Origin of the sequence: Pseudomonas sp. R5-89-07 (assembly GCF_003851685.1) — a bacterium.
GTDB lineage: Bacteria > Pseudomonadota > Gammaproteobacteria > Pseudomonadales > Pseudomonadaceae > Aquipseudomonas.
The window spans coordinates 814,879-829,245 of sequence record NZ_CP027727.1; the positions used below are offsets into that span (position 1 = coordinate 814,879).

Genomic DNA, 14,367 nt, shown 5'->3' on the forward strand with positions numbered 1-14,367 from the left:
GTGGACGTGATGCGCGACCTGGCCCAGCACATGCAGCAGGCCGGTGAAGGGATCGAGGCGTTGAACGCTCAGTCCCAGGTGATCGGCAGCATCGTCAAGACCATCAGCGGTATCGCTGAACAGACCAACCTGCTGGCGCTCAACGCGGCCATCGAAGCGGCGCGCGCCGGTGAGCAGGGACGTGGCTTCGCGGTGGTGGCCGATGAGGTGCGGCAACTGGCGTCACGCACCAGCAAAGCCACCGAGGAAATCGTCGGCGTTGTGCGTCAGAACCAGGACATGGCCCGCGACGCGGTGGCCTTGATGGCCGACGGACGTGCGCAAGCCGAGCAGGGCCTGGCCCTTGCGGCCGAGGCGGGTACCGTGATTGTCGAGATTCAAGACGGTGCGCAGAAGGTGGTGAGCGCGGTCGGGCAGTTTGCCAATCAGCTGTCGAGCTGACCTGTCGGGCTTGTGCTTGAGGTATCGTAGGTCTTTTATCGCTTACAGAGCTGATCGACCATGAGCCCTACGTTCCGTCGCCCCGTACCACTGTCCAAGGCTTACCGTTTGCTCAACCACGGACCGACCGTGTTGGTGAGCGCAGCCCACAACGGCCAGCGCAATGTCATGGCCGCTGCCTGGGCCATGCCGCTGGATTTTGATCCGCCCAAAGTCGCGGTCGTTCTGGACAAGGCCACCTTGACTCGACAACTGCTCGAAGGGGCCGGCACCTTCGTGCTCCAGGTGCCCTGTGTTGCGCAGGCCGACCTGGTGCAAACGGTCGGCAACACCAGCGGCGTTGAAACCGACAAATTCGCGGCCTACGGCCTGCACAGCTTCAGCGGTGAACACACCGAGGCGCCGATGCTGGAAGGTTGCGTGGCCTGGTTGGAGTGCCGCCTGCTGCCTGAGCCGCATAATCAGCAGACCTATGATCTGTTCCTGGGCGAAGTGGTTGCGGCCTATGCTGATGAACGGGTATTCAGCGAGGGCCGTTGGCATTTTGAAGGGCATGATGAACTGCGCACGTTGCACCACGTGGCGGGTGGGAATTTCCTGGCCATCGGCCAACCGGTTGTCGGGCACCAGCTCTGACCAAGGGGGCAGGCCCAGTCAAGCGAGCGCAATGCTCAAAGCAGCGAAGATCAACTGTGGCAGCTGGCTTGCCTGCGATAGCATCACCTCGGTGTACCTGATGTACCGAGGTGTCTGCATCGCAGGCGAGCCAGCTCCCACATGGGTTTTGTGGTGTCTTCAGGTTCGAGTCGCGACTAAACGAAGGGTGGCGGCTGTACGCAGGTTAGTCGACCGGCTAATCAGGAAAATCCGGCGCACCCGAGGGTGCCCTGCGCACAGCCACCATAAAACCTCATGGAGGACCATGCGCCTGATTAGAGTCTGGGCGACTAAAAACCCGATCACTGAAAAGGCAGTGACGGATCGAAGACTAGCCATCGATTCCAACAGGCACAAGGCGGCGGAGATTGTCTCGGAAACGTCCTGCAATTTAAAGGGACACGGCTTGCTGGCCCTTTACAAACCATGACCAAATGCCAGCAACGCCACCTTATCTAAAAGGTGGGAGGGGGCTTGCTCCCACATTTGAATGCATTCCAAGTCTGGATCAGCGCCCGAGCATCTTCACCCAACGCGACGGCGGCATGCCGTAGGTGCTGCGAAATTGCCGGGTCATGTGGCTTTGGTCGGTGAAGCCTGCGGTCATCGCCGCGTCCACCAATGGCTGACCTTGGGCCAACAAGTGGCGCACCAAATCCAACCGACGCATGGTCAGGTAGCGGTAAGGGCTGGTGCCGAACAGCAAGCGGAAATCCCGCGACAACGCCCAGCGGTCGCGCCCTGCGTGGTCGGCCATTTCATCCAGAGTGATGCTGCGGCCCAGGGCGCTGTGGATAAATTCCCGGGCACGCTCGGCGGCGATGTAGTCGAAGGATTTACGTTTAGCGATTGCGCCGCTCGCATTGCTCAGCGCCTGGGCCAGGTCGAACATCGCGTCCTGCTCCTGCATCGGGTCGATCGGGCAATCCAGGCTTTGCAGCAACACTTCGCTGGCGCGATGCAGCCGTGGGTCGGTGGACACACCGCCGGGTATGAAGGGCAACGGCTTGCCGCCGAGGATCTGCTGGATCAGCGCCGGCTGCACATAGATCATCCGGTACTTGAAGCCTTCGGCACTGCCTGCGCGACCGTCATGAACTTCATCGGGATGGATGACCATGGTGGTGCCGGGCAAGCTATGGGTCATGCCGCCGCGATAGTGAAAACTCTGCACACCGAATAACGTGCGACCAATGGCGTAGGTGTCATGGCGATGGGGGTCGAACGCAAAGCCGGCAAAATACGCCTCGATACGGTCCAGGCCGCTGGCGTGCGGGGCGCGGTGCAGCCAGTCGAGGGTGTGGGTAGGGTTGCCCATGGTGACTTGTCACATAAGGAGATGGAAACACGTTAACCCAGTCTGTATTCGTTGTCTGCCGGGGTCTTGTACGATTGTGCAGAGGCTGGCAAACCAGCGGCAGCCCGTGGTAATAAGCCTTACTTTCAACAGTGAGGCCGGGTCATGAGCAAGGTGCGGGTAGGGATCATTTTTGGCGGCCGTTCGGCCGAGCACGAAGTGTCGTTGCAATCGGCGCGCAACATCGTCGACGCCCTCGACCGCTCGCGCTACGAGCCGGTTCTGATCGGTATCGACAAGACCGGTCACTGGCACCTCAATGACACCTCGAACTTCCTGATCAACCAGGAAAACCCGGCCCTGATTGCCCTCAACCAGTCCAACCGTGAACTGGCGGTGGTGCCCGGCAAGGCCAGCCAGCAAGTGGTTGAGACGTCTGGGAGGGGCTTGCTGGAACACATCGACGTGATCTTCCCGATCGTTCACGGCACCCTTGGCGAGGACGGTTGCCTGCAAGGCCTGCTGCGCATGGCAGACCTGCCCTTCGTCGGCTCCGACGTGCTTGGCTCTGCGGTGTGCATGGACAAGGACATCAGCAAACGCCTGCTGCGCGACGCCGGCATTGCCGTCACCCCGTTCATCACGCTGACCCGCGGCAATGCGGCGCGCACGTCTTTTGAGGCGGCCGCAGGCAAGCTCGGTTTGCCGATGTTCGTCAAACCCGCCAACCAGGGCTCGTCAGTGGGTGTGAGCAAAGTCGGCAGCGAAGCCGAGTACCACGCGGCGGTCGAACTGGCCTTGGGTTTCGATGAAAAAGTGCTGGTGGAGTCCGCCGTCCAGGGCCGCGAGATCGAATGCGCCGTACTGGGCAACGAGAACCCTATCGCCAGTGGCTGCGGCGAGATTGTGGTCAGCAGCGGCTTCTACTCCTATGACAGCAAATACATCGATGCCCATGCGGCCCAGGTGGTGGTGCCGGCGGATATCAGCCATGAAGCCAGCGAGAGGATTCGCAGCCTGGCGATTGAAGCCTTCGAGGTGTTGGGATGCGCGGGGTTGGCGCGGGTCGATGTGTTCCTCACCGACGACGGCCAAGTGCTGATCAACGAAATCAACTCGCTGCCCGGTTTCACCCGCATCAGCATGTACCCCAAGTTGTGGCAGGCGGCCGGCATGAGCTATAGCGAACTGGTCAGCCGCTTGATCGAGCTGGCGCTGGAACGGCATGCCGCGCGCAAGGGCTTGAAGATCAACCGCTGAGCCGCGTCCACAGTGGCGAGGGAGCACGTTCCCCCGCCACACAGGGTGAATCAATCGCCCAGTGCTTCGCCTTCGCGGCGCGGGTCGGCACCGCCGCTCAGCGACACCTTGCCCTGCCCATCACGTGTGCGAACAATCGCCTGGACGCCGCTGGTCATCTCTATTTCGCTCAGCTCATGGCCCTTGCTCTTCAGTACCTGCTTCACGCCAGGGCTGAACAATCCGGCTTCCAGTTCAGTCGCGCCGTTGCGGCTGCCGAAGTTGGGCAGGTTGATGGCCGCTTGCGGGTCGAGTTTCCAGTCGAGCATGGCCACCAGTGACTTGCTCACGTATTCGATGATCTGCGAGCCACCCGGCGAACCCACCGTGGCCAGCAATTCACCGCTCTGACGGTCGAACACCAGCGTCGGTGCCATGGCAGAGCGCGGACGCTTGCCGGGCTGCACGCGGTTGGCGACTGGCTGGCCGTTTTCTTCGGCGATGAACGAGAAATCGGTCATCTGGTTATTCAGCAAAAAGCCCTGGACCATCAAGTGGGAACCGAACGCAGCTTCCACCGTGGTGGTCATCGATACGGCGCCGCCCTGGTCATCCACGGCCACCACTTGCGAGGTGGAGATGCGCAGCGGCGAACGGTCTGGCGCGTAGGCGACCTGGATGCCCGCCGGCTGGCCTGGCTTGGCTACGCCCATGCTGCGCTCACCGATCAGTGCGGCGCGATGGGTCAGGTAATCGGGGGCGACGAGGCCGGCCACCGGCACCGGCGTAAAGTCCGTATCGGCCACATAGAGCGCGCGGTCAGCGAAGGCCAGGCGCCCGGCCTCGGCGATCAGGTGCACGGCTTCAGGCGCTGGTTCAAGCCCGGCGGGGGAGGTGCTTTGGGTTGGCGTCATCGGCGCGATGGCCAGGCGTGGGTCGCGGGTTTCCAACGCCTGCAACGTCCCCAGGATCTGCGCCACAGCGATGCCACCCGACGATGGCGGCGGCATGCCGCAGACCTTCCATTGTTTGTAGTCGGTACACAACGGTGTGCGTTCCTTGGCGACGTAGCCCTTGAGGTCGGCCTGAGTCAGGCTGCCGGCATTGCGATGGCCCTGCACCTTGCGTGCGATCTCATCGGCAATCGGGCCTTGATACAGCGCGTCCGGCCCCTCCTTGGCGATACGTTTGAACACCTTGGCCAGCGCCGGGTTTTTCAGCAGCGTGCCGGTGGCTTTCGGCGACCCGTCGGCATTCAGAAAGTAAGCTGCCATGTCTGGCGATTGCGCGATAAAGCGGTCTGCCGCGATCAAGCTGTGCAAGCGCGGGGAAATCGCGAAGCCCTGTTCAGACAAACGAATCGCCGGTTCGAACAGCTTGGCCCATTGCAGGTGGCCGGTCTTGCTGTGCGCCATTTTCAGTGCCCGCAACACTCCCGGCGTGCCCACCGAGCGCCCGCCGATCTGCGCATCGGTGAATGCCATTGGCGTACCGTCGGCGTTCAGGAATAAGCGCTCGGTCGCCCCGGCCGGTGCGGTTTCACGACCATCATAGGCATGCACTTTTTTGCCGTCCCACAGCATGATGAATGCACCACCGCCGATGCCGGAGGATTGCGGTTCCACCAAGGTCAGCACCGCTTGCATGGCTATGGCCGCATCAATTGCCGAGCCGCCCTGGCGCAACATCTCGCGCCCGGCTTCGGCGGCCAATGGGTTGGCGGCGGCAGCCATATGCCGCTCGGCGTGGCGGGGAGTGAGGTCGGTGCGATAGCCCGAGCCCAGCTCCGGTGCGGGCGGTTGTTCATTGATTGCAGTGTGGCAGCCGGCCAGGGCGAGGGTGGTGGCAACTATTGTCAGTTGACGGCGGGAAATAAAAAGCACGTGCTGAACTCCGTTCATTTTGAGAATGATCTGGTCTTCCTGTCGGAGACTTTAGCGCAGCAGAGGAGCAGATGGTCCGGGTGACTGTGTTTTTCTGGGCGGACCCGCCGGGGCTTGGTTTTATTTCGTGACGCTGGAACCAAAGCAACCTAAACCTTCACACCTTGACTGGTATTAGTTTATTTCTGGAGCCAGTTATGCACAGAACACTAGAGGGTGTGACCCAGGCGCAGCGTAACGTTATCGACCACTGCTTACGTCCCGGCAAGGCCACGGTGCCTGCCCAGCAGCAACCGCGTTATCAATCGTTGAACCCAGCTTCAATGCTGTTTGATATGCGCCTCAAGGATGGCCTGTTGGAACCTGACATGACCAGGCTGGGACGTGATATCGCCGGTCATCTCAACGCACCAAACAAACACTATGTCGCCGATGGTGCCTCAGCCGCAGGCACGTTGCGGTTCAGGGACGAGCGACAGTACCTGTTTCATATTCAGCCCACACCCGCTGTCGCGGCGATATTCAAAAGCAGCCTGCCCGATACTGCCGGCGGCAACGGTTGCGTATCCTTGTTGGACAACCCCGGCCGAGGGCATTTGGCAAGCGTCAGCGGTGTACAGACGACGGTCGACGGCAAGCAGTTTCGTCTGGACGAAGGGCGCCTGTATCGCTTCGAGCCCCTCATCCTGTCCTGGTTGCCCGACGCTGACAACCGGGCCTACAGCCGTATTGGGCTGACCGGTGAGGGGCAACTGTTGAAGACCCCTCAGGGAGCGCTGGACAGTAGTGCAGACGGGCGCACCTCGGTCGTGTTGAGTCAGATTCAAGGCACCACAGTTGTGCAGATTCAGGGAGCCGGCGCGGCGGATGTTCGCCCGGTTGATGAGACCGGCGCGCCTGTACAACTCGCCCGAGTCGGCTTGGCTGGCAGCACGCTGTATGGCGCCACGGCCAATGGTGAACTGCTACGCGCGGATGTGCGGCAGGCTCGGGATGGCGTGTTGCCGATGGCTGCGCAGTCACTCGAACCACTGGAGCAGGTGCTCAAGGGCGCCGTGCGTGCCGAGGGGTTCTTCCATGATGACGCCGGGCAGCTCAATACCCAGGTCCGCGATGCCCGGCAGCAACTGCACAGCGTGCCCCTGGGTCACGCAAGCGGACTGCGCCCGGAGTGGAACCTGAGCGATGTGCTGGTCAAGGGGATCGAGAAAGGCCTGCCGTTACCCAGCCAGCAGGCGCTGGCGACGGCGGTCGATCTGGGGCCCCGGGGCAGGGTGGCGTTGGATTCAGGCGTATTGTTGAGCTGGGATGCGGCGGCGCAACGTTGGGACAACTGCGCGCAGCAAGGCGTCGCGCACCTGGAGCGCGGGTTGGACGGACGTGCCTATGTGCTGCAGGAAGGGCAACTCAAAGCGGTGACCATCCAGAAGGTGCGTGACCCGGTCTTTGAGGGGGCCAGCCATGAGTTGAGCGCACTCCCCAAACCGCGTCCCCAGGTGTCGCTTGACGAGGTACTGGCGGGCTCTGCACAGCGCCCTGTCACCGGCTTCGCCATCGCCGACGGCCGCAATTTTGTAACCGTCGACAAGGACCATCAGTTGCAAGCGTGCGTGGACGGCAAGGTCAGCTCATTACACCTTTCACCTGCGCTCGCGATAAAGACACTGGCGCTGGATCATGAAGCAAATCTTTATGCACACACCCAGGCAGGCGAACTGTTCAAGGCCGATTACCACGCCTGGCAGGGCCGCGACGGTGCCGCGCCACGCTGGACCCAGGTTGAATTGCCGCAAGGCCAATCGCTGGAGTCCTTGCGGATAGGGGCTGACAAGCACTTGATTGGCGGCTGGAACAAGCAGTTCCATCGACTCGATAAGGCGGCCCTGGGCGCAATGGAGTGGGGGCCGCTGGCAGCAGCGGTACAGGTTCCCTCATTGGCCGATACGTTAGCGGCCACTCAGATGCGCACGCCTGTGGCAGGGGGCGCGCTGACGGTCAGTAGCAATGTGATGGGGCAAACCCGTGAAGGCGTGCCGCTCAAACGCAATTTTTTCCAGGGGATCAATGCGCATTTCCATCCTTTGCAAGCCCTCAGTGAGAAAGGCAAATCCCTTCAACATTACGTTAACGGTCGCCGGGGGCTGGAGAAGGTTTACGCTGACGATAAGCAACTGCACGAGCAGCTCAAACTTCTCTCCAAGAGCAAGCCGGTTGCCGCTGACCTGAATGCGCGCCTTGCAGCCCTGAGTGAGCCCGGGCCGCGACAGGCATTGGCCGGGCAGATCACCGAGGCGTTGACGCGGGTAACAGAAAGCAGCCAATCGAGTGCCCGCCTGTTAGGGGCCGTACATGGGCTGGCATTTGACCCACAGCCCACGCTGAGCCGAACGCTGGCGAACCCTGAGTCGACGCTGCACCAACTGTACGAGGCGTTCAAACGGGTTGCGCCTTCATCGGAGCATTCAACCGCAGGGCTGCTGGCCAACTTCGAAGGTCAGGGTTTGACCCTGCCCAAGTGGAAACCTGAAAGTAAGCGCAATCTCGACCACCCTTCGGCAATCGTCGAGGGTGACCTGATTCACCATGCCAGTGCGCTCAAACAACTGACTGATCTTGTCAAGGAACTCGACAGCGTTTCCGGCCATGGCGCCAGCGCGTTGAAAAGAATCGAAGCGTCATTGGACGCTGTGATGAAAGGCTTCGACGAGAGCCCTATCCATAAACTGTCCAGCCAGAACGTCGTCAGTTACAGGCAGGCGGAATCCTTGTATGACAATTTCAAGCTATTGGCCAAGGACCTCGGCACACCGGGGTCTGCCTTGCATTGGCACCTTTCGGGACTGTTGGGACTACCCGCCGATGCATCCATTACGCAGGCAATGACACAGCAAGTGCAGCAGATGGAAACTGGGCAAACCCTCAATCCCAGCCGAACCCAGGGCAAAAGCCTGGGGCTGATGATGACCGGCATAAAACCCATGGCGTCTGTCGAGTTTTTTCTGGGGGCGTCCAAGTCTCATACCCATGGCGTGAGTATCAGTCGTACCGATAAAGGTGCCAGGGTTGAGATCAGCAGCGACGATATGCGGCGCCTGGCCGGTTCCCTGGCCACGGGTGTGACGCTGGGGCGAGGGGAAGGCGCAGTAGGCCCTGGTGTGAGACTTGCCGGTGAGCTGACGGCTGCCGTTGCGAAGAACACTGGATTGAACATCAGTTTTGACGTGAAGGAATCGGACTTCGGCAAGATGATGTCGATACTGATGGGGCAGTCTGGGAGATTCCACGACTTGCTGGCGCTGGGAGAAAAACACGCGACTGGCGAAAGCTCCAAACTCAGTGCTGACGTTAACCTGGATCTGCTCGCGCAACTGCGTTTAATGTATAACCCGCAGGAGAACATTACCGAGCTGGACTCAGTATTGCGCGCCGGTATCGGCGTGGCAGGTAACCTCAACCTTGCGCATACGGATAAAAGCCAATCCATCACGCGCTCCGCGGCGGACATCAGCCATGGCGAAACAAGCGGCACGCAGTGGCTGAGGCAGGGTGGTGTGGGGGCCAACTTCGCGCCGATCAATGCGCTGGCGTTGGCGGGCAGGGCCGGGGGAGACGGACCCGCGACTGCAGTTTTTGCTTTGCCGGAAGTCTCGGTCATGATGAAGTTTGATCGTGGGCAATCACAGGCCTTCAGTTTTTCTTTCAAGCCACCGCAGCCAGTGACTCAGACTCAGATCGATGACATTCACAGCAGCCTGTCACTGTATTCACCCCAGTTCAAACGGGACTTGGCCGCCATTGGTCCGTTGGGCGCGCAGGGCTCCCCAAAAGAACAGCTGGCCAAGTTGCAGCAGTTTTTTTCCACTCATCCGCCATTGGCAACAAAGCCGGACGCTTATCACGCGATCACTCAGGCGCTGGACAAGTTGATGACCCAGCAGGACTTGATGGGCAAGGGGCTGCGCCAGTTGGCGTCGGTCGAGTCGTCCGTCACGCGCGTGGGCTTGCGCGACAATGGTCGGCATGACTGGCTGGACGACGTCGCGCCGGCCAACAAGGCCGCCATCGAGCAGTGGCTCCAGGATGACCCGCAGTTTGCCCAGGTGATCGGTCAACTGCAGCGGGGTGAGGGTACCTCGGTGAAGCTTGGCATGGAACTCAAGCCAGAGGTTTTGCGTACGATCGAGCGCAGCCTGTTGGCGGGTGAAAACACCGAGTCGTTGATCAGGCAGGCCCTGGTAGATCCGAACAACCTGCGCGTCAAAAGCCTGAGCATGAGCTACACCGCGAGCCAGTCCCATGGCATGTCGGTGCCGGCCATGACTAATCTGAGTTTTTCCAGCAGCGCCGCCCTCAGCCATACGCAAAAACAGGTCAACGTCGACTTTGAGTACGGGGTGAATGCGGATAAACCGCTGCGGATGAACTTGAACGATACGCTGAGCAGCCTGCCTCGCCATGACCTGACGATTGACCTGGGGGACCTGCGCATAAGGACGCCGGTGTCCATGGCCTGAAGGTAAACAGCGGGCATAAAAAAACGGCCTACCTTTCGGTAAGCCGTTTTTAGTACTTGGTGGCTACACAGGGACTTGAACCCCGGACCCCAGCATTATGAATGCTATGCTCTAACCAACTGAGCTATGTAGCCAAGTGGCGCGCATTATTCGCGTAGAACGGGAATGCGTCAAGAGGTTTTGTTAAGTTTTTTTCTACGCTTTCAACTGTTTAACGAAAAACACGCTCTATGGCGACGAGTGGCAGGGTGCCTTTCATGCTGTGGGTCTCTTGCCGCCGCGCATGTAAACAGCCAATCGCGTTGGGCAGATATCCCTTTCGCCCAACGGTGTTGCTGTAGCGGGACTTACGGCAGCAACGGGTTGTGTGTCACGCGTTTAAGCTGTTCGCGCGCCCGTGACAAGCGTGAGCGTACCGTGCCGATCGGGATGTCCAACGCATCGGCAGTGTCCTGATAGCTGCCGTCGGTCTCGAGCGAAGCGTACAGCGTTTTGCGCATTTCAATCGGCAGATGATCGATGGCGCTCAGGGTTTTTTCCAGGCGTCGGTTGACTTCAAATTCCCAGTCCAGACTGTTGTGTTCCTCCTGGCCATGCCACAACGATTCATCGAACTCGCAATGTACAGGTTTGGCATACATGCGCCTGAAGTGGTTGCGGATCAAGTTCTGAGCAATCCCGCACATCCACGTACTGAGGGTGGCCTGACCGCTGAAACGCTCTCGGTTGCGCCATGCTTCCAGGTAAGTCAGTTGCAGAAGGTCGTCCGCATCTTCGGGGTTGAGCACGCGTTTGTGGATAAAGCGTCGCAGTTTCTTTTGCTGGTCGTCCGTCAGTTGGACCATGAACTGAGGCGAACTGCCGACGAGGTGAGCTAGATCACCAATGGGTATTTTCATGTTGTTTTCCTCCGGGAAGGCTCGATCGAAATGGTTTCGATAGGGACCCCTTTTGCACTGGCTGTGCCAAACGCGGAAAGCAAACAACTCCTTGATTTGCATGACTATATATTTTGTTTATGGGCTTTTTTGTGCCGTAATTTGCAAAAAGCTCGATCTAGATGTGCGGGTATTTTCATAGCCTCGTGGCGAAATGTTTTGATGGAACTGGAGCGCAGCGGCTTGCCACATAGGGACACAAACTTCCCATTCTGGCCGGCCCATGAAAGTCGAATCCTTCAATGACGTGCAGCAGGTCCAACCTGCGGACAAACCCAGTGTGAATTCCGTCGAAGCGCCTACCCGGTCGCTGGGCCTGGATGATATTGCGCAGATTTTCAACGAAGAAGTGGCGCTCAACGCCCAGGCCCTGGGCCGGCGCGCGATTGGCGTTAAAGTGTCGCCTGTCGCAGAACTCGCGCAGCTATATGAACAACTGGGTCACCCCGGCCAAGCCACTCTGGAAACCGTTGTTCGTCGGCTTCGCTTCGAGCTGCTGCGCAAGCCCACTGTCGAAAAACTGGTAAGCCTCGCCGGCAGTGACCCGGCGCGTGCCTTCGTGGTGCTTCAATTCATCGCAAACGAAGCGCAAACCAGTGGGCTCACGGTAGAAGAGGGCCTGGCGCGCGGGGCCTTGAGAGCGCTGAAGCAGGATTTCGGCGGGCACATCCAGGCAGGTCTGAATATCGCTTTGGCGTTGAAGGAGGCCAGCGCTGACCCGCAGGAACGTCAGGACGTGCGTGCGCTGTATTACGCCTCGGTGGTCGTTCGCCAATCCTTGGCGTTGATGCTGCAAACGCTGTTGAAGATGTACGGACTGACGGATTTTCCCAAAGGCGTCGACCTGATGACCCAGGCGCTGAACGGTGATATCGCGGCGCACACGCAGTCGGTGCCCACGGAAAAATTGCGCCTGCTGCTCAAGGGGCTGGCGCAATGTCGTGAACTGCGCTCGGTGCTGGGCAACTGTGATGCGTTGATCCGGCGTCTGAATGTCGATCTGGACGCGGTGGATTTGTTGCAGCGTTTTCTGGGGTATGCCAGCACCGGTATCGATGCGGCCGAGGTGCAAAGCCTGGCCAGTGAGTTCGGGGGGACGCTGCTTGCCGCTCGCCTGCGGTCGCTCAATGAGTTGGCCGCAGAAGTAAAAAGTCTGCCTAAGGCGTGGTGGCTTGATGCGCAATCCCAGGCGTCTGCCGTGAAAGCATTCAAGGACGTGATGGTCGAGTGGGCACGCGAAGAGCGCGGCCATCAGACGTTGCCCGGCGAGACGAGGACGTACGGGTGACATTGCTGTCATCGATCAATGGCGTGCTGCTCAAGGTAGCGCGGCGTGCCGAAGTGCTCGGCGCGGTGGTGGTCATGGCCATCGTGTTTATTTTCATTGTGCCGCTGCCCACTTGGCTGGTGGACATCCTGATCGCGTTGAACATCTGTATTTCCTGCTTGTTGATCGTGCTGGCGCTGTATTTGCCGGGGCCGTTGGCGTTCTCGTGGTTTCCATCGATCCTGCTGTTGACCACCATGTTTCGCCTGGCCCTGTCGATTGCCACCACGCGCTTGATCCTGCTGGAGCAGGACGCGGGCGACATTGTGGAAGCGTTCGGCAATTTCGTGGTCGGCGGCAACCTGGCGGTGGGGCTGGTGATCTTCATGATTCTGACCATCGTCAACTTCCTGGTGATCACCAAAGGCTCGGAGCGGGTCGCCGAAGTGGCTGCCCGCTTCAGCCTGGATGCGATGCCGGGCAAGCAGATGTCGATCGACAGTGACCTGCGCGCCGGGTTGATCGATGGTGTGCAGGCTCGGGACAAGCGTGAACAGCTGTCGCGCGAAAGCCAGCTGTTCGGGGCCATGGACGGCGCCATGAAGTTCGTCAAGGGCGATGCCATTGCCGGTTTGATCATCGTGGTCATCAACCTGCTGGGGGGCTTCTCGACCGGTATGTTCCAGCACGGGATGAGCGCGGGTGAGTCGATGGCGCTGTATTCGGTACTGACCATCGGCGACGGCCTGATCGCGCAGATTCCCGCGCTGCTGATCTCCCTGACGGCCGGCATGATCATTACCCGAGTGGCGCCGGACGGGCGCAAGGGCATCAGCAACATGGGCGCCGAAATTGCCCGGCAGATGACCAGCGAACCCAAGAGCTGGATGATCGCGTCGGTGGGCATGCTGGCCTTTGCCACGCTTCCGGGCATGCCGACGCTGGTGTTCATTCTGATTTCGCTGATGACCGGTGCCCTGGGCTACTACCTCATGCGCCAGCGTCAGCGTGAGGACTCACCGGCGGCGCCGGACGAGAAAGCGGTCCCTCCAGAACAGAACGGTAATGAAGACCTGCGTGGCTTCGACCCGTCTCGGCCGTATCTGCTGCAGTTCAACCCCAAGTTGTACAACACGCCTGAAGTCATCGACATCGTGCATAAGATTCGTCAGGCCCGAAATGCGCTGGTCGCCAATATCGGTTTGACGCTGCCGCCGTTCGAAGCTGAGTTCAGTGAGTCGCTGGCTGTCGATGAGATGCGCTTTTGCGTGCATGAAGTACCGGTGGTGACAGCAACCCTCAGCGACCGGGTGGCGGTCGAGTACGCCGGCTTGGCGCAGCCCCCGGACAGAGGGGAGAGAGGGCTGCCTGAGCGGGACGAAGCGCACTGGTGGTGGCTCGACCCGGATGATCCGTTGCTTGGTGACCCCGAGGTTGAACATTTCACTGCCCAGAGCCTGATCATCGAACGCATGAAGCGGGCGATGTTGCTGAGCGGGCCGCGGTTTCTCGGTATTCAGGAAAGCAAGTCGATCCTCAGTTGGCTTGAACACAACCAGCCGGAGCTGGTGCAGGAACTGCAGCGCATCATGCCGCTTTCGCGCTTTTCGTCGGTGCTGCAGCGCCTGGCGGGTGAGGGCGTGCCATTGCGCGCCGTGCGCTTGATCGTCGAGTCATTGATCGAGTACGGCCAGCATGAGCGCGAACCGGACGCCCTGGCCGATTACGCACGCATTGCCCTCAAGTCCCAGATCTATCACCAGTACAGCGAGGCTGATGGCCTGCACGCCTGGTTACTGTCGCCCCAGACCGAAAACACCCTGCGCGAAGCGTTGCGCCAGACCCAGAGCGGAGTGTTTTTCGCCCTCGATAACGATAGCAGTGCGGCGTTGGTCGGGCTGCTCAACCAGGCCTTTGTGCTACGGCCGAAAACCAAGAGCGTGCTGTTGGTGGCTCAGGATCTGCGCAGCCCGCTGCGCGCCCTTTTGCTGGATGAGTTCAACCACGTGCCGGTGATGTCTTTCGCTGAGCTGGGGAGTAGTTCCAAGGTCAAGGTGTTGGGCCGTTTCGACCTGGGGCAGGACGCGCCGATGCGTGGGGCGGCGGCATGAGCGCCTTATTCTTATGCGGA

8 protein-coding genes, 1 tRNA gene and 1 pseudogene are annotated in these 14,367 nt (G+C 60.2%); 6 read left to right on the forward strand and 4 right to left on the reverse strand.

Annotation, left to right across the window (positions count from 1 at the left end; translation table 11 throughout):
* Positions 1-9: 9 nt before the first annotated feature.
* Positions 10-441, forward strand: a pseudogene (locus C4J94_RS28060) (methyl-accepting chemotaxis protein); the annotation flags it as partial.
* A gap of 60 nt (positions 442-501) precedes the next feature.
* Complete coding sequence (locus C4J94_RS03520) at positions 502-1,077, forward strand: flavin reductase family protein (protein ID WP_124384999.1); 576 nt, start codon at positions 502-504, stop codon at positions 1,075-1,077.
* Between the two features lie 529 nt (positions 1,078-1,606).
* Here the strand turns inward: C4J94_RS03520 and C4J94_RS03525 are convergent.
* Positions 1,607-2,416, reverse strand: coding sequence for an AraC family transcriptional regulator (locus C4J94_RS03525; RefSeq protein ID WP_124385000.1), 810 nt, complete (start codon positions 2,414-2,416; stop codon positions 1,607-1,609).
* A gap of 144 nt (positions 2,417-2,560) precedes the next feature.
* Between C4J94_RS03525 and ddlA the strand changes: the two genes are divergently transcribed.
* Positions 2,561-3,655: a D-alanine--D-alanine ligase gene (gene ddlA, locus C4J94_RS03530; RefSeq protein WP_124385001.1), complete on the forward strand. Its 1,095-nt coding sequence runs from the start codon at positions 2,561-2,563 to the stop codon at positions 3,653-3,655.
* 50 nt (positions 3,656-3,705) lie between these two features.
* Here ddlA and ggt read toward each other — a convergent pair whose 3' ends face one another.
* Positions 3,706-5,517, reverse strand: a complete 1,812-nt coding sequence (gene ggt, locus C4J94_RS03535) for a gamma-glutamyltransferase (protein ID WP_372240854.1) — start codon at positions 5,515-5,517, stop codon at positions 3,706-3,708.
* A gap of 197 nt (positions 5,518-5,714) precedes the next feature.
* Between ggt and C4J94_RS03540 the strand changes: the two genes are divergently transcribed.
* A complete protein-coding gene (locus tag C4J94_RS03540; protein WP_124385003.1) occupies positions 5,715-10,031 on the forward strand; it encodes an AvrE-family type 3 secretion system effector in 4,317 nt (1,438 codons plus the stop codon).
* A gap of 57 nt (positions 10,032-10,088) precedes the next feature.
* Here the strand turns inward: C4J94_RS03540 and C4J94_RS03545 are convergent.
* Both C4J94_RS03545 and C4J94_RS03550 read right to left on the reverse strand, forming a co-directional pair.
* A tRNA-Met gene (locus C4J94_RS03545) sits at positions 10,089-10,165 on the reverse strand.
* Positions 10,166-10,378: 213 nt separating this feature from the next.
* Entirely contained in the window at positions 10,379-10,930 is a 552-nt protein-coding gene (locus C4J94_RS03550) for an RNA polymerase sigma factor (protein WP_124385004.1), read from the reverse strand.
* 262 nt (positions 10,931-11,192) lie between these two features.
* Here C4J94_RS03550 and C4J94_RS03555 point away from each other — a divergent pair, with 262 nt between their 5' ends.
* Both C4J94_RS03555 and sctV read left to right on the forward strand, forming a co-directional pair.
* Positions 11,193-12,257 (forward strand): HrpJ domain-containing protein, encoded by a 1,065-nt coding sequence (locus C4J94_RS03555; RefSeq protein WP_124385005.1) that lies wholly within the window; start codon positions 11,193-11,195, stop codon positions 12,255-12,257.
* Positions 12,254-14,347, forward strand: coding sequence for a type III secretion system export apparatus subunit SctV (sctV, locus tag C4J94_RS03560; protein WP_124385006.1), 2,094 nt, complete (start codon positions 12,254-12,256; stop codon positions 14,345-14,347). Before C4J94_RS03555 ends, sctV begins: the two co-directional genes overlap by 4 nt.
* Positions 14,348-14,367 lie beyond the last annotated feature (20 nt).

Coding starts and splice junctions, on each gene's coding strand:
- C4J94_RS03555 (WP_124385005.1), top strand. CDS start 11,193: ATGAAAGTCGAATCCTTCAATGACGTGCAGCAGGTCCAACCTGCGGAC.
- ddlA (WP_124385001.1), top strand. CDS start 2,561: ATGAGCAAGGTGCGGGTAGGGATCATTTTTGGCGGCCGTTCGGCCGAG.
- C4J94_RS03550 (WP_124385004.1), bottom strand. CDS start 10,930: ATGAAAATACCCATTGGTGATCTAGCTCACCTCGTCGGCAGTTCGCCT.
- C4J94_RS03520 (WP_124384999.1), top strand. CDS start 502: ATGAGCCCTACGTTCCGTCGCCCCGTACCACTGTCCAAGGCTTACCGT.
- C4J94_RS03525 (WP_124385000.1), bottom strand. CDS start 2,416: ATGGGCAACCCTACCCACACCCTCGACTGGCTGCACCGCGCCCCGCAC.
- C4J94_RS03540 (WP_124385003.1), top strand. CDS start 5,715: ATGCACAGAACACTAGAGGGTGTGACCCAGGCGCAGCGTAACGTTATC.